Consider the following 20658-nt stretch of genomic DNA (forward strand, 5'->3'; position numbering starts at 1 on the left):
GGGACGCGCGGCCCGGCCGGAACGTACGGTCGCCCACGCCGCGCCGCATGGGCCCGTACTCCTCGGCGGGCCCCCGATTCCCCCGGGAGACACGCCAAGTGAGGATCACACACGCCTTCCGCCGCGCCCGCGCACCCAGACATTCCCGTCTGCTCGCCGTCGCCACGGGACTCGCCGCCGCCGTGGCGCTCGCGGTCCCCGCCGCGAACGCCGCGAACGCCGGGACCGTCACCGACGCGTCCGCCGCGAGCCGGCTCGCCGCCGTCGCCGACGCGGTCAGGGACGCCGGTGTGGCGGGCACCGCCTGGTACACCGACCCCGCCGCCGGCACGGTGGTCGTCATCGCGGACCGCACCGTCTCCGCCGCTCGGACCGCCACGATCGAGCGGGCGGCGGGCCCCGACGCCGGTGCGCTGCGCATCGAGCGCGCCGCCGGCCGGCTCACACCCCATCTCTCCGGCGGCGACGCCGTCTACTCCACGGGCTCACGCTGCTCGGCCGGCTTCAATGTCGTCAGCGGCAGTACGTACTACTTCGTGACGGCGGGACACTGCACCAGCGGCGGCTCGGCCTGGTACACCAATTCCACGCAGACCACACTCATCGGCTCCACGGCGGGGTCCAGCTTCCCCGGCAACGACTACGGGCTCGTGCGCTACACCAACCCCGCGGTCCCCGCCCCGGGCACCGTCGGAAGCGTCGACATCACCGGCGCGGCCCATGCCACCGTCGGCATGGCCGTCACCTTCCGCGGCGCCGCCTCCGGCGTCGTCAGCGGTGTCGTCACCAGCCTCAACGCCACGATCAACTACGGCGGTGGCGATGTCGTCCACGGCCTGATCGGCACCAATATCTGCACACAGCCGGGCGACAGCGGCGGCGCGCTCTACTCGGGCACCCAGGCCATCGGTGTGCTCTCGGGCGGCACCGGAAACTGCTCAATCGGCGGAACGTCGTTCTTCCAGCCGATCATCCCGGCGCTGAACGCGTACGGCGTCAGCGTCTACTGACCGGATCCGCTGACCGGCCGGGGCCCCGAACGCCGACCGCCCCCTGCGCTCGGCGCAGAGGGCGGGGGCAGCAGCGACAGGGCGAGTATCAGAAGTGGAGGAAGCCGAACCAGTCCTCGACCTCGAACGCCGAGAACTCGGACTCGGTGATCCCCGCGGGGCCGCCCAGGTTCTCGAAGTGACCCGTGGCGCCTGACGCCTTGAAGCCGGCCTCTGCGGCGGTCACCTCGTGATCTTCCCACGCGAACGCCGAACTGGCGCCGCCCAGCAGAGCGGTGGCGGCGAGGGCGGTGGCGGCGAGCGCCGTACGAATACGCATGTGAGCTCCCTACATCGGGTGAAGCGAACATCGGATGCATGCCCTGGTATACCGCCTTTTCGACAGAATCTGGCGCTATGTCACTCTCTCGGCTCATCAGAACAGGACAAACCTCTTCCGTTGTGCTCCGGTCCTCCGTCAGGTGGCGTGCCAGCCGGACCAGTGAGTCACCGCGATCTCCACCACGGGCCCTTCCGGCGGGCGGTCGGCGTACTGGCGCCGGTATTTGCGCGTCAGCAGGCTGACGTACCGCGAGGACGCCGCCGAGTCCTCGGCCGGGGGCAGAACGGTGGCCGTTCCGTCCGCGCGCGCCCACCACAGGCGGTCCCAGTCCTCGTCGTAGCCGTCGACGAGGAGGCAGACCTCGGGGTGGGCGCGGATGTTGGCCAGGCGCTTCAGCCGGGTGGAGCTCTTCGGCTTGTGGTCCACCGCGAAGGCCACGGTGTCGCCGGTGAGGGCGAAGACCGCGGGGACCAGGTGCGGGCGGCCGTTGGCGTCGACGGTCGCGAGGCGGGCGATCCGGGCCCGGGAGAAGAGTTCCCGGGCCCGGCCGCTCGTCATCCTCGGCACCGCGGTGTCCGACGGCTCACCGGAAGCGTTCCGCTACGCCGGCCACCTCGTCCAGATAGGACAGCGTCCCGGCCTCCGGCATCGTGGGCAGATAGAACTGGAGCCGCTCCACATCGAGCCGGGTGAACCGCTCGATGATCTCGGGATCCTTCTCCACCGCGTAGACGGTCACCGGCACCTCCCGGCCCGCGACGGTCCGCAGCCGGTCGATCCGTGTCCTCAGCTCCTCGGGCGGCATGCTGTTGGCCAGCCAGCCGTCACCGAACGCGGCCACGCGGTTGAACGCCGCCTCGCCACCGCCCACATAGATGGGCGGGTGCGGGCGCTGGACCGGTTTCGGCCAGGAGTAGACGGGGTCGAAGTCGACGAACTCCCCGTGGAACTCGGCCTTTTCCTTCGTCCACAGCTCGCGCATGGCCCGTAGCCGCTCGTCCACGAGCCGGCCCCGGGTGCGCGGGTCCGTGCCGTGGTTCTCCATCTCCTCCCTGTTCCAGCCGACACCGATCCCGAAGACGGCCCTTCCGCCGGAGACGAGGTCCAGGGACGCCACCTCCTTCGCCGTGATGATCGGGTCCCGCTGGACCACCAGCGCGATGCCGGTGCCCAGCAGGATCCGCTCGGTCACCGCGGCGACGGCGCTGAGCGCGACGAACGGGTCGAGGGTGCGGTAGTAGATCTCCGGCAGCTCGCCGCCGCCGGGGTACGGCGTACGGCGGTCCACCGGGATATGGGTGTGCTCGGCGATGAACAAGGAGTCGAATCCTCGCTCCTCGACGGCGCGCCCCAGCGTGGTGGGCGCGATGCCCTGGTCGGTGATGAAGGTCGATACACCGAACTTCACAGCGGCTCCCTCGGATTCCGGGTTATCGGGGTCGCGGATCGATCGCGGAATGTGCGGGGCCCGCGAACTCGCGGTCGATGGGCAGGTACCCGGATCGGTCCCGGCACAACAATCCGTACGGCCGACCGGGCGATCACCGCTCGGCGGGCGGCCATGACACCGCCCGCGCCCTCGTCGCTCTCTCCCCACCGGGCGTGACGTCGGGGCTTTGCCTTTCGCCGGACGGGTCGTTATGGTTTCACACGGTCCTGTTGTCTCCGATTGAGGTGGACGTTGCGCATCTGAGGTTCGCGATCACCGCGCCGTACGGCACTCGTCGTACGTCTGTCACGTCGCAGCGGCTTGCTGTGCCGCCCGTGACGCCCGCGTGGAAGCGACCTCGGTGCAGGGAGCCGTCCTCTCCGTCTCCCGGACCACCACACCCTCCTCTTTCCCGGTCTGGTCGCCGCGTGGTGCTCGCATACGAAGCCCCCCGTCCACCGCGCCTTCGACTGCGAGGATCCCCATGGCGACACCCACCACCCCCAGCACCTCCCTGACCTGCTCCGCCCTGTCCTTCCAGTGGCCCGACGGCACCACCGTCTTCGACGGGCTCTCTCTCACCATCGGCCGGGGCCGCACCGGTCTCGTCGGTGCCAATGGCACGGGCAAGTCCACACTGCTGCGCCTGCTGGCCGGCCTGCTGCGCCCTTCCGAGGGGTCGGTGAGCGCGGGCGGCAGCCTCGCCCACCTTCCTCAGAACATCACCCTCGACACGACGGTGCGCGTCCACGAGGCCCTGGGCATCGCCGAGCGGCGTGCCGCGCTGCGCGCCATCGAGGCCGGGGATGTGCGCGAGACACACTTCGAGACGATCGGCGACGACTGGGACGTCGAGGAACGGGCCCTGGCGACACTGGGCTCCCTCGGCCTCGGCGACGTCGAACTGGACCGCACCGTGGGCCAGATGTCCGGTGGGGAGACGGTCCTGCTACGGCTGGCCGCACTGCTGCTGGAGCGTCCCGACATCCTCCTGCTGGACGAGCCGACCAACAACCTCGACCTGTCCGCGCGCCGCAGACTCTACGAGGCGGTCGACTCATGGCGCTCCGGCGTGCTCGTCGTCGTCAGCCATGACCTCGAACTGCTCGAACGCGTGGACCGTATCGCCGAACTGCGCGCCGGATCCGTGAGCTGGTACGGAGGCGGCTGGTCCGCCTATCAGGAGGCCCTGGCCACGGAGCAGGAGGCGGCCGGGCGGATGCTGCGGGCCGCCGAGGCGGACGTACGCCGGCAGAAACGCGAACTGGAGGAGACCCAGATCAAGCTGGCCCGGCGGCAGCGGCACAACAAGAAGATGGACGCCCAGCGACGGGCCCCGAGGATCGTGGCGGGCGAACGGAAGCGTTCCGCGCAGGAATCGGGGGACAAGCTGCGCGGCCTGCACGAGGACCGGCTCCATGAGGCGCGCGAGCGCCGGGAGGAGGCCGCGGACGCGATCCGTCAGGACGCGGAGATCCGCGTGAGCCTTCCTCACACGGCCGTGCCCACGGGCCGTACGGTCCTGAGCCTGCGTGAGCTGCGTCCCCGGTTCGGCAGGCTCCGCGAGGGCAACCTTCACGTACACGGTCCCGAGCGGATCGCGCTGGTCGGGCGCAACGGCGCGGGCAAGACCACCGTACTGCGCACGCTCACCGGGGAGTTGGCTCCGCTCTCCGGCGAGGCCAGGACGTTCGTACCGCTGCGGTTTCTGCCACAGCGGCTGGATGTGCTGGACGACGAGCTGAGCGTCGCGGCGAATGTGGCCCGGCTGGCTCCCGGGGTGACCGACAACCACATCCGCTCGCAGCTCGCGCGCTTCCTGTTCAAGGGAGCGCGCGCCGAGCAGCCGGCGGGCACGCTCTCGGGCGGAGAACGCTTCCGCGCCGCGCTCGCGGCGATGATGCTCGCCGCACCGGCCCCACAGCTGCTGATGCTGGACGAGCCGACGAACAATCTCGACACGGCCAGTGTGCGGCAGCTGACGAGCGCCCTCGCCTCGTACCAGGGCGCGCTGCTGATCGCCAGCCACGACCTGCCCTTCCTCGAATCGGCGGGGATCACCCGCTGGCTGCTCCTCGCGGAAGAGCTCCAGGAAACCACCGCGGAGGAGGTCCGCGGCCTGCTGGAGGCGCCGGACGCCGGCTGACACCGCCGGGACACGCTCCCGGGGAACCCCTTCGGCGCGCTGCCCGACGTGCGACGGCTCAGCCGTCGGGCAGGCTGCCGCACAGATCGTCTATGGCGAACGCGCCGGCGTCCCACTGCAGCTGCCGTTCCGCCTCCAGCTGTCGCAGCAGTCCGTCGAGCAGCCTGTCGTCGCTCGGGTTCTGGAGGAATTCCAGTACGGCCCGCTGGAAGGCTCCCCGGAGAGTCGACGGCATGGCGTCGGAGGCGTCGAAGCACAGGTCGTCCGCCTCCCGGAACAGCTCCAGGACCTTTTGCGTGCCCTTCGTCAGGGCTCCTGGGCCCGCGGAGCGGTCGGGGAAGAAGGGGCGCTCCGCCGGTTTCGCCGCGGCGGCCCAGTCATCACGGGTCTCCCGGGATGTCAGCTGCCCCATGAGCTTCCAGGCCGCGTCGCTCGGTGTGAAGACGGCCGCCATGTCGCCGGAGACCTCGAACGCCGTCTGAGGGCCCGCGGGACCGGGGACGAAATCCGAGGTGGGGGCGGGCATCACGTCGTTGCCGTAGTAACGGCGGATGAAGGAACCCTGATGCTCCAGGGTGCAGTCGCGGCTGTCCAGCAGTCCTTGGTTCCGGGCTACGAAGGGGGTGGCGAGGGCGTCCTTGCCCACGTCGTCGCCGCCCTCCTCCAGCAGCGTCTGCCAGGACCGCCACGCGTCCTTCACCCGCCAGTCGTCCCACTTCAGACGGCCGGTGGCCCAGTCCTCGTACACGGAGTGGCCGTGCCGCTGCAGGAGCAGATCCTCGATCCAGTCCGTGCCCGGCCAGCCGGACGTGGCGCCCGACGCCATACCCAGGCACCAGCCGCGGTCCTTGGCCGTGTCCGGGTCATCGGGACGGCTCCATACGATGCTCTTGAGGTCCACCCGCACCGGCACCCAGTACGAGTGCTGGCGCGGCTCGCCGTCCTTGTCCAGGAGCGTGATCCTCGGTGACCACGGTCCGATGGCCGCCCCGGCCACTTCCTCCGGCAACGGCTGCGCGTCGCCGTCGCGCGCGTACTCGGCCAGCTCGCCCTGGCCGTTGAGGATCGCCACATCGGGCGGTGTGTCCGTCCGCAGCTGGGCCACGAGCGTTTCGCGGAGGGAGCGCGTGCCCTTGTAGACGTAGGTGTCTCCCGTCCGCTCGCTGATCTTCTTGAGCGTGTCCTCGAACGGTCTCTCCTCACCGTCGGTCCACGGCCCCAGTACCACCAGCGTCCTGTCCTCCTCGGCCGAGCAGCCCGTCGACACGAGCGCGGCGACGGCGAGGAGGCAGCAGACCAGAGCGGTGCGGAGCGGGGGACGCGTGGTTCTCATGGGGACCTCCAGTGGATCGCCAGGTGCCTCCGGCCGTAATGGAAGAGTGTGAAACCGCAGGCCACGGTGGTCGCCGCGGCGAGGGCGAGAGCCAGCGCGGCGGCCGACGTCCAGGCGCCCGGGTGCGTGTCGCGCAGATTCGCGGCGAGCAGCTCTTCCTCGTCCTCGATCAGCTGGTCGGTCTTGATCTCGCTCTTCATCTCGCTCTCGATCTCTTTCCTGGTCCCGTCCCCGGGCGCCTGCGGCACCGAGATACCGCCGAGGTTCTCGGCCGTGTGCCGTACGTGCCGCTGCGCCTGATGCTGGCCGGCGGCGCCGGACGCCAGCACCACGAGCACCAGCAGGACAGGCACCGCGTACACCGTCAGCAGCGGGCTCCGTATCCGCAGCTGTCCCCGGACGAAGTTGAGCGTGCCCACGACGGTGAACGTGAAGAACAGCGCCGCCAGCAGCGCCGCCGACGCCGCCCCCACCGGCAGCGCGTCCCATGCCGAGAGGTCGTCCACATCGGCGCGCAGCGCCTTCTCCAGGCTCCTGATGCGGTCGAGAAGGGCCGGGGAAGTGGCATCGATGGGGCCCGTGCCTTCGCCCAGCAGGTCCGCCGCGTACTCCATGCCGGCCTTGCGCAGTACGTCGCTTCCATGGTGGCTGTTGGCCCAGTTGATCCAGTAGTCGTAGGCGACGACCAGCCCCGAGATCACCCGGACCTCCTGCGCCTGGGCCTTGCGCAGGGCCTTGGTCTGGGCGGCGCTGTTCAGGCTCTGCGACGCCTCGGTCAGCAGGGAGGGGTACCGCTCGCCGAGCCCGACGAGCGCGGTCTGGGGCAGTGGTGGGCGCGTGCCCGTGCCGAGCCGGTGCTCGGCCTCGTGCTGCGCCAGCATGAGCGAGGTCCTGGCGTGGGTCAGTTCGACCACGGCGGGGGCGTAACGGTCGCGGAGTTGTTCCGTACGGCCCTGGAGGTCGAAGTACGCCGTCGCCGCGAGGGCGAGCACCGCGAAGGCGACGGCGGGCAGCAGCAGCATGCGGCCGAGCAGGAACTGGGCGGTGGACCGCCGGTCGCCCGAGGGTGTGCGCCCGGACGACCAGCGCCACAGCGCCCGCCATGGCGCGCCCCAGGTCGCACGGCGCCCGAATCGCGCGAACCACCGCGGGACGCGTCCGCCGTCCTCCCGGGCGAATCCTTCCCGGAGGCGGCGCGTGAGCCGGCGGCTCATCTCCCCTCCCCGGTCACGGTGGCGCTGTCCGGACCGGAGGACCGGCCGCGCAGCCAGCCGCGGAACAGGCCGTGGCGCGGTTCGCCGCGGCGGTGGCTGAAGGCGTAGGGGCGGGTGCGGTACGCGTTGTCGACCAGCGCCTCGGCCAGCTCGCGGTCCTCGGGCCTGGCGGTGAGCGGCACTTGCTCGGAGAGCCGCAGGTAGCAGGCCGCGAGCTGTTCGCGCAGTTCCCGTGCCGTGACCGGGGAGGGGATCGTCTCGGGCAGCTCCGCCAGCTCCGCGTGGAGCGCGGCCAGCGGCCCGGACCCCGCTTCGGCCGCGTCCGGCGCTTTTCCGCCGTGGCCCCTCCCCGCGCGGTCCCGGACCGTACCGCTCGGCTCACGGTCCCGCGCGGCCGTGACCAGCCGGAGCAGCAGCTCCTGGAGATCGGCGCGGAGCCGCTCCTGCGCGTGCCGGTCGGTCAGGCCCTCCTTCAGGGTCAGCCGGTGCAGGGCCACCCACGCCTGTCTGGCGGCGGCCACGGTCGGCGGGGAGCCGTCGGCGGGCGGGTCGGCGAGGATGCGCACCATGGCCGTACGGGCGGCGGTGCGATGGCGCGAGTCGGCGGGGACGGCTTCGAGACAGTCGAGGGCGAGCCGCGGCTTCCGGTCGGCGAGATGGATACGGGCGAGACCGAAGGCGGCGCCGCCCAGGGCGTGATTGCGATGCCACACGGCCCCGTACAGCACCATGGCCTCCTTCGGTTTGCCGAGCACCTCATGGCAGTAGCCGAGGGCCAGTTTGGGCGCGTACTCGCCGGGGATCGCCGCGTAGACCCGGTCGAAGCACTGCAGCGCGGATTCCACCCGGCCACGGGCGAGATGGAGCAGCCCCTGATGCCAGTGCAGCCGCCAGTCGTACGCGGCGAGAGCGCCGACGGCGATCCGGGCCCGTGCCAGCTCCCGCTCGGCGGCGGCCCGTTCGCGGACGGCCTCCGCGGGATGGTCGCGGGCGATCTCCAGATGGAGCCTGCAGCGCAGCAGCGCCCGTTCGGGAGACTCGTCCCAGGCGCTGCTGAGCTGGAGCAGCCCGGCCGGATCGTCGTACGAAGTGCGCTGTAACTCTGTCCAGTTCTCGTCGGCGTCGTCCGGTTTGGGCACCGGCAGCCCAAGAGCGACCTCCGTGGGTCTTGGCGGCCAGGCGCTCAGCCGGCGCTTGCCGTTGCCGCCGTCTCGCCACTGCCCAAGGGGCGGCGCCTTGCCGAGCTCGCCGTCGAGGGCGGCGGGCGCCGCGGCGAAGAGCGGTGACGGCTCGAACGTCTCCTCACCGAGCCGCAGCGAGCGCAGCTCACGCAGTACACCGCGGAGCTGGACGGACATCTCCTCCGCGGTGGCGAAGCGCTGCTCGGGCAGGGGCGCCATCGCGCGGCTCAGCGCCCGTCGCAGTGAGGTCGTACCGAGACCGGAGGGATCCTCGGGGACCCGGTCGAGCAGCGCCTTGAGAACGGCGCCGACGGCATACAGATCGGCCGATACGGTCATGTTGGTGGAGGTGCGCAGCTCAGGGGCCGGATAGGTGACCGGCCCGGGGGCACCGATCTTCCGCACGCCGGCGACATCGATCAGTTTGATGCCGTCGCCGCAGTGGATCACATTGGTGAGGGAGAGGTCGCCGTAGACGAACTCCCTCTCGACGTGCAGATAGGTGAAGGCGTTCAGGATGCGCAGCCCGTAGGCGGCGATGAACTCGTGGACGCGGTAGTCGTGGAAGGGCTCGACGCGTTGCGCGATCTGCTCGGCGACCCATTCCAGCGGCGCTCCGTCGGCGAACTCCATCACGATGAACTTGGCGGTGTTCGCCGGATGACCGGGGTGCTTGGCGTAGTTGAAGACCTTGATGATCGACGGGTGGTTGAGGCTGACGAGCCGCAGACGCTCCGTCAGAGCGGTCTTCGTGGCGCTCGGATCGTCGGGGTCGCGCACCCCTTTGAGCGCCACGGCCCGCTCTTCGAGCATCTGGTCGCGGGCGAGATACACCTGCCCGTAGCTGCCCTGGCCGAGCCTGCCGACGACCCGGTACTGCTGGTGCAGCTCCTGCCCGCGTACGAGACCGGGACCGGGCGCGGCGGCGGGAGCGACGCGTGGGCGACGGGGCCGGGCCTCGGACTCGTGGCCGTACTCCGGCTCGTGGTCGTGGTCCGGCTCCGGCTCCGGCTCCGGCTCCGGCTCCGGCTCCGGCTCGACGAAATCGTCGGGGTTGCCGACGGTCACGTGGGGGAGGTCGGTGAGGCCGTCGCCCGGCGGGAGTACGACGTAGCCCCGTGGGGTGTGCGGCAGATCGAGCGACTGCACGGCGTCCTCGACAGCGGTCGCGAGCCGGAACAGTTCGTACGCGACCACCGCGCTGTTGCGCAGCACGTCCCCCTGGCGCAACTCCGCCAGCCGCGCCGCCAGTTGGCCAGACAGCGGCTCGGGGGCCCGCGCGGTCCGCCGGTCCGTCCCCGTCCCCCGGAGCTGACGGCGCCTCTTCTCCAGACCGGCGAGGACCGTCAGCTGAGCGGCGAGGGCCGCCGCGCGGCGCTCCGCCCACAGCGGGTCGAGCAGTTCACCGGCGACGCGCTCCAGCAGCGGGGAGTGCGGATCGCGGAAGACGAGCAGCAGCCTGCTGTGTCCGGGCTTCAGCAGCGCGCGGAGCAGGGGCAGCGCCGCCTCCCCCTCCGGCGCCACCCGGTCGATGGAGAGGAAGGCGGCGGAGAGCGGCGGGCACTCCTCGGCGATCCGCTCCAGCAGTACGGAGGTACCGGCGGCCGGTGACGTACGGTCACGCAGACCGGTCCGGGCCGCGGTGCGGACGACGAGCTGCTCGGCCGTCCAGCCCGTCGCGTCCAGCGCGATATCGATCGAGCCGGCCTGCGGATCCATCGGTCCGCCGGTGCGCACCGCTCGCGGGTTGCGTTCACGGTCGGCGAGGATCAGCGTCGAGTGGATGGCGAACAGAGCGTCGTGGTCGTCGTCATGGGCGAAGGCCAGCTCCACGGGCTCCGCCACGCGGTCGGTGCCCGTGGCCATGTCGACGGAGACCGCTGCCTCGTCCTCCGTGCCCGCCGCGCTCTCGTTCGCCGGTCCTGGCCGCTCCCGTACGCGGGTCGGCGCGCTCGTACGGGACGCCGCTCCCGTTTCCGTGCCCGTGCCCGCTGCCGCTGCCGTTCCCGCTCCTGTGCCCGTGGTGCCCGTGCCGGTCGCGGGGCCGCCGTCGCTGAGCCAGCGGGTCATCGTCCGGCGCAGCCCGAGGGCGCGCTCCGCGCTCCCCGGGCCGGGGGCGAGCGGTATGGTGCGCGAGACCGCGCGCGGCCCCGACACCAGCAGATCCAGCTTGTCGTTGGGCAGATGCCGCAGGATCGTCTCGGTCGGGATCACATAGGCGTGGCCCAGGGCCACAGGGAAGCGCTCCGTGCCGTGCTGATGTACGAGAATGCCGATGACCCCGCCCGTACCGCTGTGGACCACACCGCTGCCGCTGAAGCCGTGCCGGACCGCGTAGGGCGCCGACTCGGGGTCGAGCTGGACCCACTCGGGGTCGTGCCCGGGACCGCCGCGTCCCATGAGCCGGGCGTTGATGTGCTCACCGCCCGGCAGGTCCTCCGGATAGCCGACGGTGTGCACCAGCGCGTTGCGCGCCGGAATCTGCCGGTGGAGCACCGCGGGCTTCACGCGCGGCGTTTCGGCCAGGCGCAGCAGCGCGATGTCGGCGCTGAAGTGGGAGGTGGGCGGCCGAAGATATTCGGCCAGCACCTGGGCGTGCAGCGGCTCGGGCACCGCGGAGCGGGCGCCCGGCAATTCCGCGTACACCCGCTCCAGCGGCCGGGGCGTACCGGCGCTCCCCGGGCGGCGCTTGGACAGGACGACATGGGCGCAGGTGAGCACCAGCCCGCCGGACAGCAGCACTCCCGCTCCGAGCGGCGCCGCCGCGCGGTCCTCCCCCTGGAACAGCCGCACCCGCCAACAGCCGTCCCCCGACAAGTATTCGGAAGTTCCCCCGGTCTCCCTCATACTCCTCAACAATAGCCACGAGGGGTGACATCCGGCCCCGTCGTGCCGCGTCCGATCGCCGCCACGACATGGTCGGCGTACGCGCCGACGTACGGCAGAAGGTCGTCCCGGCGCTCCTCCTCGTCTCCGAGACAGATCGCTCGCGCGCGTGCCGGCGGCGGACGGTGCTCCGCCGGAAGCCGCGCGAGCGCCCGATCGGCGGCGGCGTCCTTGGCGGCGACCGATCCGGTCGCGACGGTCGACTCGACGGGGCGAGCGGGGCCGTGCCGGGCCCGCTCGCCGGAGAGTTCCAGCAGCCCGTCGACAAGTACGCGTCGCTGTCGCACTGTTGTGGGCCGCCGGACCACGGCGAACACATCGATGTCGCTGTGTGGCCGCAGACCGCCGAGCACGGCGGAACCGTGCAGACAGCTGCCGATGACATCCGCGCCGAGCACCTGGTGAAGCAGGTGAACGACGTCCTCGATACCTGGACTTGTACCTGGACTTGTACCTGGACCCGTACCTGGAGCTGTATCCGCGCCTGTCACGGGCGCCCCTTCGTACCCGCCAGCTCCGCGACAGCCGCCAGCAGGCGGTCCACGTCCGAGCGGTCGTTGTAGTGCACCAGCCCGGCCCGTACCGCGCCTCCGGTGTCCCGCAGCCCCAGCGCACCGGCCAGTTCCCAGGCGTAGCAGTGCCCGTCCCAGACATTGACCCCGCGGGCCGCCAACCATTCCGAGACCTCTCTCGGTGTATGGCCCGCCACCCGGAAGTAGGCGGTCGCGGTCCGCTGCGCGGGCTCGCCGTAGAGCGTGACCCCGGGCAGTTCGGCCAGCCCCCGCCGCATCACGGCGAACAGTTCACGCTCGGACTTCTCCACGGCGCCCATCGACCGGAGCAGCCGCTCGCGCCGGTCCCCCGGAGCGGGGCCGGTGAGGGCGGCCAGATGGTCGACGGCGGCCGTGACCCCGGCCAGGTCCGCGAAGGGCGCCGTGCCGGTCTCGAACCGGGACGGCACGGCGGCCGGCGAACAGACCAGCTTGTCCGGGCTCAGGGACTCCAGCAGCCGTGGGTCCGCCGCCACCGCGCCGATATGCGGACCCGACCACTTGTAGGCGCTCGTCGCGTAGAAGTCCGCGCCCAGCGCTGTGACATCGACGGGGCCGTGCGGGGTGGCGTGGACGCCGTCCACATACGTCAGGGCGCCGACGGCGTGCGCCTTGGCGGTGATGGCCGCGACATCGGGGCGCGTACCGAGGATGTTGCTGGCCGCCGTCACCGCGACCAGGCGGGTGCGGTCGCCGAGCAGTGTGTCGTACTGCTCCACCGGCAGTTCGCCCGTCGCCGGGTCGACCTCGGCCCACCGTACGACCGCGCCCGCGCGGGCCGCCGCCTGGAGCCACGGCCGGATGTTCGCGTCATGGTCCAGCCGGGACACCACGATCTCGTCACCCGGCCGCCAGGTCGAACCGAGAGTCCGGGAGAAGCGGTAGATGAGCGATGTGGTGTTGGGGCCCAGGACGATGCCCTCGGGGACCCCGCCGACCAGATCGGCGACCGCCCGGCGGCAGTCGGAGACGATCTCCCCCGCGCGTCGACTGGCCGCGAACGAGCCGCCCACATTGCCGATCCCGGACCGGTACGCGTCCGTGATGGCGTCGATGACGGAGGCCGGCACCTGCGTGCCGGCCGCGCCGTCGAGATAGGCCGGTCCGCCGTCGAGTGCGGGATAGGACGCGCGTATCGCTGCCACGTCGAACGTCATTGCCGTCGGTTCCTCTCGCTGATGACTCTGCCGGCTCGTGCCGGCCCCAGCCTGGCGTGGTCCGGACCGTACGGGAAGTGCCGGATCCGGTTCCGGGGGCGGGAGACGGCTACTCCGCGAGGGCGGCTGTCAGCAGCTCGTGTGTCGCGCGGTCGAACGCGATGAGCCGGATCCGCCCGACAGCGGTCGGCGAGGATCTGACGGTGGCGACGGCGATCCGCGCCGCCCGCTCCGCCGGGAACCCGTACACGCCCGTGGAGATGGCCGGAATGGCGAGGGTCCTGACGCCCAGTTCGTCGGCGACCTCAAGGCAGCGGAGGTAGCAGGAGGCGAGGGTCTCGGCCTCGCCGTGCTGTCCGTCCCTCCAGACCGGTCCGACGGTATGGATCACATGCCTGACCGGTGGGTCGAGGTCGAAGGCGGGCGTCGCCATCGCGTCGCCGGGCGGGCAGGGCCCGATCGAGGCGCCCGCCTCGGCGAGCCGCGGCCCGGCCGCCCGGTGAATCGCGCCGTCCACCCCGCCGCCGCCCCGCAGCGACTGGTTCGCCGCGGTGACGATGGCGTCCACGTCCTGGCGCGTGATGTCACCCTGTACGACCTCGATCAGTGCCATGCGCCCGATGATGCCAGCTGACCTGGGACATCCCCCGCACAGCGCGCTAGGCCCTGTCTGACAAATAGCGCCGTCCGCCCGGAGGGCGGGGCTCGCGGCGTCTGGTGCACTACGTTCGCTGCGCTCTCTCCGTCTCGGCGCCTTGACTTCTCCTTCGGATGCCGAGCGGCGATCGCAAGGCGGAGGGTCTCCCCAGTACTGGACGTACCGGGGTGATCCCGACAACGCAGCGAGCGTGCGTGCCAGGCGTCGCGAGCCAGGCGGGATTTGTCAGACAGGGCCTAGGGCCTGTCGCCGGACAGGCCCTAGCGCGACGTCGGTTCGGGGCCGGCCCAGAAGGTGTCCAAGGGGTGCGGGGTGGCGGCGGCGATCAGCCGGCGCGCGGTGATGTGGGCCTTGTCCTCGGCCTTCTCGACGCTGCCCGTCGCGTGTCCGGCGATCGCTCCCTCGTAGACCAGCAGGAGCTGGTCCACGAGCAGGCCGGGATCGGGCGCGCCCGTCGCCTCGGCGAGCTCCAGCATCCTGGCGCGCAGCGACCGCTTGTGGGCCGCGGTCACGGAGCGGGCCGGGTGCCGCGGGTCGGCCAGCTCGACCATGGCGTTGACGAGCGCGCAGCTGCGGAAGCCCGGCGATGAGGCGGCCCACGACCGCAGAGCGTCGAAGACGGCGAGGAGCCGGGCGCGTGGATCGTCGCCGGCGTTGTCGACACACTCGTCGAGCGTCAGCTGCCAGCGGACGTGGCGTCCGTCGAGGTAGGCCAGGAAGGGAGCGGTGTCCATGGTGTTCTCCTCAGCGGTGTTCCGGGGCGCTGGCGCATCGGCCCCTGCCGGTCGGCTCCGAGCCGGCGCAAGGGCTAATGGGTATAGTTGATTTATCCGGTTACCCTAGCATGGAGTAAGGCTTGAAGATTCCTTTTTCCGATTACAAGCTGGGGGCGGGCGTAGCGACCGATCTGGTCAACACCTCGCCCGTGGTCCAGACGGCCCGGGGTGAGATCCTGACCGGCCCCGCCGTGCTGGCGGGCTTCCTGGCCGAACATGACGTCCGGCCCGACGCGCTGGCCGACGGCCGGCAGCCGGACGACGCCGATCTCGACGCCGTACGCGCCCTGCGCGCGGAGATCCGCGCCATCCTTGAGGCCGACGCCGAGGAACATGTCGTCGCAGCCGCGAGCGCGCTGGTCGCACGGGCCGGCATCGGCCCGTCCCTGTACCGCGACGCCGAGGACCGCTGGCAGTGGTACGTCGCGACCTCACCGGATACGTCCGTCGCCGACGAACTGGCCGTTCTGATGGGCACCGGACTGCTCGGCGCCCTGCGGACCCTGAGCCACGACCGGTTCCGGCGCTGCGCGTCGCCGGTGTGCGCGGGGATGTTCGTCGACACCAGCAAGGCCGGGCGCCGCCGCTACTGCATGCCCGAGGTGTGCGGCAACCGGCTGAACGTCGCCAGCCACCGCGCCCGCCGACAGGAGGACGCCCGCCGGGAGGTCGCCCGTCGGGAGGACGCCCGTCGCCGTCCGGACTCACGGGGCGCGGGCGACACGGACAGCCGGTGAGCGGCGCCCACGCCGACGGCCCTGGTCGGTACTACGCCCGCCGGGCCGCCGCCCGTAGCGCCAGCGCCGCGAGGGCTTCCGGGGCGCCCTTCTGGCCGCGTATTCCCGGAAACGCGTTGATGTCCACGATCAGCGGGGTGCCGTCGCCCGCGTCGATCACATCGACGCCGTACACCTCCAGCGCGAATACGGAACCGACCGCGCGCGCCAAGTCCTGCCAGCCATGGGGCAGATCGCCGAGTTCGAGCGGGAGCGTCGGGCCCCGCCCGTCCTCGGCCAGTTCCGAGCGGCGCAGGGCGGCGAAGACCTGTCCACCGATCACCCAGAGCTTGTGGTCCCAGCCGCTGTTCGCGGTGAACTCCTGGACCACTACCGGCTCCTGGGCCCAGGCGGCACCCAGTCCGCGCAGTCGCGCGGCGCTGTCGACCCGGGTGACGAGGTCGTGGCGCCGGCTGTGCCGGCTCTTGACCACCAGGGGATACGGCAGATCCCGCCCGTCGGCGAGTCCGGCGAGTCCGGCGAGTCCGGCGAGGCTCGCCACGGTCCGGGTGGCGGCGAACGGCAGCCCCGCGCGCCGGGCCAGGCCGGCCATCTCCGTACGGTCCTGGCACAGCGCGGTCGCCGCCGCCGGGTTCAGCACCGGGGCCCCACGCTCCTCGAAGGATCTGGCCAGGGCCAGCGCACGCGGTGTCCGTGCCTTCAGCAGATAGACGTCGGCGAGCGGACCCGGAACCGACGGATCCCCCGGCGCGCCGTCGCCCTCCGATTCCGGGTCGATGGACTCCACCTGGTGGCGGGGGGTCAGCAGCGCGGTGGTGGCGGCGAGCACCGGGTGATCGGGCCGGGGCGTGATCAGACAGATCCTCATCCGGCCTCACCCGCCGTCGCGGGTATCCGGAACGGAACCCCGGCGGACGTCAGCAGCGAAACGGACTCGGACTCCGGCACCGGAGCCGGCTCGGACACCGGCACCGACTGCGGGAACGGGCCAACCGCCGCCGCGCCAGGGGCAGTACCTCCCGTACGGGCGAGTTCAAGCACCGCCCTCGCCACGCGCGCCACCGCGTCCGGCACGCACCGGAAGCTCGGGAAATCGTTCACATCGACGATGACCGGACCATCCGGGCCCAGCAGCACATCCACCCCGAACAGATCGAGCCCATGGACCTCACCGGCCTCGGCGACCGTCCTCGCGACCTCCGCCGGCAACGGAACGGACCGCTCCCGCCGGGGCCGCCCGGGATGAAGCGGTGAGGACCGCTCCGTCGCGAACAGTTCGCCGCCCACGCCGTACACCTTCAGATCGACGCCCGAGTTGGGAATGTACGGCTGGGCTATCAGCATCCCCTCCGCCGACGGTCCGGCGCTCACCGCCGCCAGCCGGTCCGGTGACCGCACCAGCCGCACGCCCCGCCCCGAACTCCCCTCGGCGGGCTTGACCACCAGCGGAAACGCCGTCGCGGGAAGCTCCGCCAGCAACTCGGGGCGGGCGACGGCGTATGTCTCGGGAACGGGCAGTCCCCGGGCGCGGCCGACCACCGCCGCCGCCACCTTGTCCCGTACGCCGCGGATCGACCGCGCGTCGTTCACCGTCGTCAGCCCGACCGCCGCGGCGGCCTCCAGCAACGCCAGCCCCGGGCCCCCGGACACCGTCTTCAGTACCCACGCGTCATGTCCGCCCGCCCGTACGACCTCGGACAACCGCAGCAGTGACGTGCCCGGCCGCACCACGTCCACCCGGTGCCCCCACACACCGAGCTGACGGATCACCTCCACGGGCATGCCGTCGAACCGGTACTGCTCCTCCACCACAAAACAGAACCTCATCGACCCTCCCCCGCAACCCCCGGACGTCAACGGACAGCTGACATCTCGGAGACCATGTCCTGCCCCACCGTAACCGGGCCGCTCACCAGCCCCACCAGCCCCACCTGTCCTCAGCGGGGCCTGCCGGCCAGGCCGAGGCGAAGATCATGAACATCGCGCGGGGCAGCACGTCTGGAGGCGTAGCGGGCGGGCGCTCGTAGACTGAATGTCTGAAGGCCGTTTCGTCCTCAGGCGATGGTGATGGCATGGCGAACCCGACGATCTTGACCGTCGATGACGATCCAGCGGTCTCCAGAGCGGTCGCCCGCGATATCCGGCGCAGATACGGCGATCAGTACCGGGTCGTACGCGCCGTCTCCGGGGCGGAGGCGCTGGAGGCGCTGCGGGAGATCAAGCTGCGCGGGGACCGGCTCGCGGTGATGCTCGCCGACTACCGGATGCCGCAGATGAACGGCATCGAGTTCCTCGAAGCGGCGATGGACCTCTTCCCGCTCGCGCGGCGGGTGCTGCTGACCGCGTACGCGGATACGGGCGCGGCCATCGACGCGATCAATGTCGTCGATCTGGATCACTACCTCCTCAAGCCGTGGAACCCGCCGGAGGAGCATCTGTACCCGGTGATCGACGAGCTGCTGGACGCCTGGGCGACCACCCCGGATCCGGGCATCAACGAGACCCGGGTGGTGGGGCACCGCTGGTCCGCCCCGTCCTTCGCGGTACGCGACTTCCTCGCCCGCAATCTGGTGCCGTACCGCTGGCTGCCCGCCGACGAGCCCGAGGGCGCCCGGCTGCTGGAGGCCGCCGGAGTGACCCCCGGCGATGTACCGCTGGTGGTCACCGCCGACGGCACGTCGCTGGTGGCACCGGCCGAGAAGGAGCTCGCCGCGCATGTCGGGCTGAGCACCGTCCCCACCTCGGATTTCTACGATCTCGTGGTGGTCGGCGGCGGTCCGGCCGGGCTCGGCGCCGCCGTGTACGGCGCGTCCGAGGGGCTGCGTACGGTGCTGGTCGAGCGCGAGGCGACCGGCGGGCAGGCGGGCCAGAGCAGCAGGATCGAGAACTATCTCGGGTTCCCCGACGGCGTCTCCGGAGCCCAGCTCACCGACCGGGCCCGCCGCCAGGCGCTGAGGTTCGGCGCCGAGATCCTCAGTGCCCGCGAGGTCGTCGGGCTGGAGGCGGCCGGATCGGGCCGGGTCGTGCGGTTCGGGCAGGGCAGCGCCATCACCGCCCATACGGTGGTGCTCGCCACCGGCGTCTCGTACCGCCGGCTGGCCACCTCCAGCCTGGACGAGTTCACGGGGGCGGGGGTCTTCTACGGGTCCACCGTCACCGAGGCGTCCACCTGCGCGGGCGACGAGGTGTACCTGGTGGGCGGCGCGAACTCGGCGGGACAGGCGGCCGTGTATCTCTCCCGCTACGCGCGGCGGGTGCATCTGCTGATCAGGGGCGCCGGTCTGACCAGATCGATGTCCAGCTATCTGATCGATCAGATCAACGACATCGACCACATCGTGGTCCACCCCTGGACCGAGGCGGTCGGCGGCAAGGGCGACGGCCACTTGCAGCAGATCACGCTGCGGGACGTCCGGTCGGGGGCGACGGACACGGTCGACTCGTCCTGGCTGTTCGTCTTCATCGGGGCCGAGCCGCGTACGGAGTGGCTGGAGGGCGTGGTCGAGCGGGACGAGCGGGGGTTTGTGATCACCGGCCCCGATCTGGTGGCCGACGGACGGCGGCCGGCCAACTGGCCGCTGCCGCGGGACCCGTACCACCTGGAGTCCAGCGTGCCGGGGGTGTTCGCGGCCGGTGATGTCCGTGCCGCGTCGCTCAAGCGTGTCGCCTCCGCCGTCGGTGACGGCGCGATGGCCATTTCCCTGGTCCACCGCTACTTGGAGTCACAGTGAGCGCTTCGAACCGTATGACACCGGCGGAACTGCGCACCCTGTTCCTGTTCGAGGCGCTCGACGAGGACCAGCTGGCCTGGCTCTCGGAGCGGGGCAGGGTGGAGCAGCGGACCGGCGGAAAGGCCGTCTATAACGAGGGGGAGCCCGCCACCTGCTTCTTCGTGCTGCTCAGCGGTGCCGTGACACTCAGCAGGCGGCTGCACGGCGATGACATCGAGGTCACCAGGACCGACCGGCGCGGTGTCTACAGCGGGGCGACGCAGGCGTATCTCGGTGACCGCGTCGACCAGGTCTATCCGAACACACTGCGGGCCGTCAGCGACGCGGAGTTCTTCGTCCTGCCGGCCGATGAGTTCGCCGGGGCCATACGCTCCTGGTTCCCGATGGCGCTCCATCTGCTGGAGGGACTCTTCTTCGGCTACCGCGCCGCGGACACGATCCTGGGCGAGCGGGAGCGGCTGGTCGCGCTGGGAGCGCTGTCCGCGGGTCTCACCCATGAACTCAACAATCCGGCCGCGGCGGCGGTGCGGGCCACCGAGGCGCTGCGCGAGCGGGTGGCCGGTATGCGGCACAAACTCGCCCTGATCGCGGACGGCCGGCTGGACGGCACCCGGCTGCGCGGACTGGTGGAGATCCAGGACGCGGCGGTCAAGCAGGCCGCGGCGGCCTCGCCCCTGTCGGCGCTGGACGCCTCGGACGCCGAGGACGAGATCACGGACTGGCTCGATGAGCACGGAGTGGCGGCCCCGTGGGACATCGCGCCCATCCTGGTCTCCGGAGGAGTCAATGTGCCCTGGCTGACGACGGCCGCCGAGACGGTGGGTGCGGACCATCTGGACTCGGCGGTCCGCTGGCTGGCGTACACCATCGACACCGAACTCCTGATGGGGGAGATCGATGACGCCGTGACCCGGGTCTCGGACCTGGTCGGGGCGGCCAAGCAGTACTCCCAGCTGGACCGGGCGCCGCATCAGGTCGTGGATGTGCACACGCTGCTCGATGCCACGCTGACGATGATGCGGGCGAAGATCCCCGCCGGGATCCGGGTGGTGAAGGAGTACGACCGTACGCTGCCTCCGGTCCCGGCGTTCGGCGCCGAGCTGAACCAGGTGTGGACGAACCTGATCGACAACGCGGTCGACGCCATGGAGGGCGAGGGCACTCTCACGCTGGGGACGAGGAGGGAGGGCGACCGGCTGTTCGTGGAGGTGACGGACACCGGGGGCGGTATTCCCCCGGAGGTCAGGCCACGGATCTTCGAGCCGTTCTTCTCCACGAAGTCGGTGGGCGAGGGGACCGGCCTCGGCCTGGACATCTCGTACCGCATCGTCGTGAACAAGCACCACGGCGACATCAGGGTGGACTCGCGGCCGGGCCATACGCGGTTCCAGGTGTGCCTGCCGATCACACCGGTCACCGACCCGGCCGACCCGTCCGATCCCACTGCCCCGTCCGATCCCGCCGGCGCGGCCGGCTCCGCCGCCAGGGGCTGACCCCCGCCGGAAAACGGTTTTCCACACGCGGCGA

At 71.5% G+C, this 20658-nt stretch carries 17 protein-coding genes; 5 read left to right on the forward strand and 12 right to left on the reverse strand.

Features of this window, described 5'->3' with window-relative positions:
• The first annotated feature begins 98 nt into the window (after nt 1–98).
• A complete protein-coding gene (locus ACFRKB_RS31255) occupies nt 99–1010 on the forward strand; it encodes a S1 family peptidase (protein ID WP_383109974.1) in 912 nt (303 codons plus the stop codon).
• 88 nt (nt 1011–1098) lie between these two features.
• Here the strand turns inward: ACFRKB_RS31255 and ACFRKB_RS31260 are convergent, their stop codons facing one another.
• From ACFRKB_RS31260 to ACFRKB_RS31270, 3 genes are all read right to left on the reverse strand, one after another.
• Nucleotides 1099–1329: a hypothetical protein gene (locus ACFRKB_RS31260; protein ID WP_383109975.1), complete on the reverse strand. Its 231-nt coding sequence runs from the start codon at nt 1327–1329 to the stop codon at nt 1099–1101.
• 138 nt (nt 1330–1467) lie between these two features.
• On the reverse strand, nt 1468–1890 hold the full coding sequence (locus ACFRKB_RS31265) for a TIGR03668 family PPOX class F420-dependent oxidoreductase (RefSeq protein ID WP_383109976.1): 423 nt from the start codon (nt 1888–1890) through the stop codon (nt 1468–1470).
• A 25-nt stretch (nt 1891–1915) separates the two neighbouring features.
• Nucleotides 1916–2740: an LLM class F420-dependent oxidoreductase gene (locus ACFRKB_RS31270; protein ID WP_383109977.1), complete on the reverse strand. Its 825-nt coding sequence runs from the start codon at nt 2738–2740 to the stop codon at nt 1916–1918.
• 505 nt (nt 2741–3245) lie between these two features.
• On the opposite strand from ACFRKB_RS31270, the gene ACFRKB_RS31275 reads away from it, so the two are divergent.
• Nucleotides 3246–4907: an ATP-binding cassette domain-containing protein gene (locus ACFRKB_RS31275; protein ID WP_383109978.1), complete on the forward strand. Its 1662-nt coding sequence runs from the start codon at nt 3246–3248 to the stop codon at nt 4905–4907.
• Between the two features lie 58 nt (nt 4908–4965).
• On the opposite strand, the gene ACFRKB_RS31280 is transcribed toward ACFRKB_RS31275, so the two are convergent.
• The 7 genes from ACFRKB_RS31280 to ACFRKB_RS31310 form a co-directional block, all read right to left on the reverse strand.
• Nucleotides 4966–6240 carry a hypothetical protein gene (locus ACFRKB_RS31280; protein ID WP_383109979.1) on the reverse strand — a complete coding sequence of 425 codons (1275 nt, stop codon included), beginning with the start codon at nt 6238–6240 and terminating at the stop codon, nt 4966–4968.
• Nucleotides 6237–7454: a hypothetical protein gene (locus ACFRKB_RS31285; RefSeq protein WP_383109980.1), complete on the reverse strand. Its 1218-nt coding sequence runs from the start codon at nt 7452–7454 to the stop codon at nt 6237–6239. The genes ACFRKB_RS31280 and ACFRKB_RS31285 overlap by 4 nt, the downstream gene beginning before the upstream one ends.
• Nucleotides 7451–11428: a tetratricopeptide repeat protein gene (locus tag ACFRKB_RS31290; RefSeq protein WP_383109981.1), complete on the reverse strand. Its 3978-nt coding sequence runs from the start codon at nt 11426–11428 to the stop codon at nt 7451–7453. The genes ACFRKB_RS31285 and ACFRKB_RS31290 overlap by 4 nt, the downstream gene beginning before the upstream one ends.
• A 59-nt stretch (nt 11429–11487) precedes the next feature.
• Entirely contained in the window at nt 11488–11919 is a 432-nt protein-coding gene (locus ACFRKB_RS31295) for an aminoglycoside adenylyltransferase domain-containing protein (protein ID WP_383109982.1), read from the reverse strand.
• Between the two features lie 89 nt (nt 11920–12008).
• Entirely contained in the window at nt 12009–13229 is a 1221-nt protein-coding gene (locus ACFRKB_RS31300; RefSeq protein ID WP_383109983.1) for a cysteine desulfurase-like protein, read from the reverse strand.
• Nucleotides 13230–13338: 109 nt separating this feature from the next.
• Nucleotides 13339–13842 (reverse strand): O-acetyl-ADP-ribose deacetylase, encoded by a 504-nt coding sequence (locus ACFRKB_RS31305; RefSeq protein WP_383109984.1) that lies wholly within the window; start codon nt 13840–13842, stop codon nt 13339–13341.
• Between the two features lie 305 nt (nt 13843–14147).
• On the reverse strand, nt 14148–14621 hold the full coding sequence (locus tag ACFRKB_RS31310; protein WP_383109985.1) for a TetR/AcrR family transcriptional regulator: 474 nt from the start codon (nt 14619–14621) through the stop codon (nt 14148–14150).
• A gap of 122 nt (nt 14622–14743) precedes the next feature.
• Here ACFRKB_RS31310 and ACFRKB_RS31315 point away from each other — a divergent pair, with 122 nt between their 5' ends.
• Nucleotides 14744–15400, forward strand: a complete 657-nt coding sequence (locus ACFRKB_RS31315; RefSeq protein ID WP_383109986.1) for a CGNR zinc finger domain-containing protein — start codon at nt 14744–14746, stop codon at nt 15398–15400.
• Nucleotides 15401–15431: 31 nt separating this feature from the next.
• Here ACFRKB_RS31315 and ACFRKB_RS31320 read toward each other — a convergent pair whose 3' ends face one another.
• Both ACFRKB_RS31320 and ACFRKB_RS31325 read right to left on the reverse strand, forming a co-directional pair.
• The gene (locus tag ACFRKB_RS31320; protein WP_383109987.1) at nt 15432–16268 is read right to left on the reverse strand and encodes an ATP-grasp domain-containing protein; all 837 of its coding nucleotides are present in this window, start codon (nt 16266–16268) and stop codon (nt 15432–15434) included.
• Nucleotides 16265–17227 (reverse strand): ATP-grasp domain-containing protein, encoded by a 963-nt coding sequence (locus tag ACFRKB_RS31325; protein WP_383109988.1) that lies wholly within the window; start codon nt 17225–17227, stop codon nt 16265–16267. Before ACFRKB_RS31325 ends, ACFRKB_RS31320 begins: the two co-directional genes overlap by 4 nt.
• Nucleotides 17228–17472: 245 nt before the next feature.
• Between ACFRKB_RS31325 and ACFRKB_RS31330 the strand changes: the two genes are divergently transcribed.
• A complete protein-coding gene (locus ACFRKB_RS31330; RefSeq protein WP_383109989.1) occupies nt 17473–19131 on the forward strand; it encodes an NAD(P)/FAD-dependent oxidoreductase in 1659 nt (552 codons plus the stop codon).
• Nucleotides 19132–19145: 14 nt separating this feature from the next.
• A complete protein-coding gene (locus ACFRKB_RS31335; RefSeq protein WP_383110017.1) occupies nt 19146–20624 on the forward strand; it encodes an ATP-binding protein in 1479 nt (492 codons plus the stop codon).
• The last annotated feature ends 34 nt before the right edge of the window (nt 20625–20658 follow it).

The sequence above is a fragment of the Streptomyces scopuliridis genome (genome assembly GCF_042790125.1).
GTDB classification, from domain to species: domain Bacteria; phylum Actinomycetota; class Actinomycetes; order Streptomycetales; family Streptomycetaceae; genus Streptomyces; species Streptomyces scopuliridis_A.

Excerpts from the sequence above, each read along its gene's own strand:
- ACFRKB_RS31260 (WP_383109975.1), bottom strand. The coding sequence starts at position 1,329 with ATGCGTATTCGTACGGCGCTCGCCGCCACCGCCCTCGCCGCCACCGCT.
- ACFRKB_RS31265 (WP_383109976.1), bottom strand. The coding sequence starts at position 1,890 with ATGACGAGCGGCCGGGCCCGGGAACTCTTCTCCCGGGCCCGGATCGCC.
- ACFRKB_RS31275 (WP_383109978.1), top strand. The coding sequence starts at position 3,246 with ATGGCGACACCCACCACCCCCAGCACCTCCCTGACCTGCTCCGCCCTG.
- ACFRKB_RS31280 (WP_383109979.1), bottom strand. The coding sequence starts at position 6,240 with ATGAGAACCACGCGTCCCCCGCTCCGCACCGCTCTGGTCTGCTGCCTC.
- ACFRKB_RS31285 (WP_383109980.1), bottom strand. The coding sequence starts at position 7,454 with ATGAGCCGCCGGCTCACGCGCCGCCTCCGGGAAGGATTCGCCCGGGAG.
- ACFRKB_RS31300 (WP_383109983.1), bottom strand. The coding sequence starts at position 13,229 with ATGACGTTCGACGTGGCAGCGATACGCGCGTCCTATCCCGCACTCGAC.
- ACFRKB_RS31305 (WP_383109984.1), bottom strand. The coding sequence starts at position 13,842 with ATGGCACTGATCGAGGTCGTACAGGGTGACATCACGCGCCAGGACGTG.
- ACFRKB_RS31310 (WP_383109985.1), bottom strand. The coding sequence starts at position 14,621 with ATGGACACCGCTCCCTTCCTGGCCTACCTCGACGGACGCCACGTCCGC.
- ACFRKB_RS31320 (WP_383109987.1), bottom strand. The coding sequence starts at position 16,268 with ATGAGGATCTGTCTGATCACGCCCCGGCCCGATCACCCGGTGCTCGCC.
- ACFRKB_RS31325 (WP_383109988.1), bottom strand. The coding sequence starts at position 17,227 with ATGAGGTTCTGTTTTGTGGTGGAGGAGCAGTACCGGTTCGACGGCATG.
- ACFRKB_RS31330 (WP_383109989.1), top strand. The coding sequence starts at position 17,473 with ATGGCGAACCCGACGATCTTGACCGTCGATGACGATCCAGCGGTCTCC.
- ACFRKB_RS31335 (WP_383110017.1), top strand. The coding sequence starts at position 19,146 with ATGACACCGGCGGAACTGCGCACCCTGTTCCTGTTCGAGGCGCTCGAC.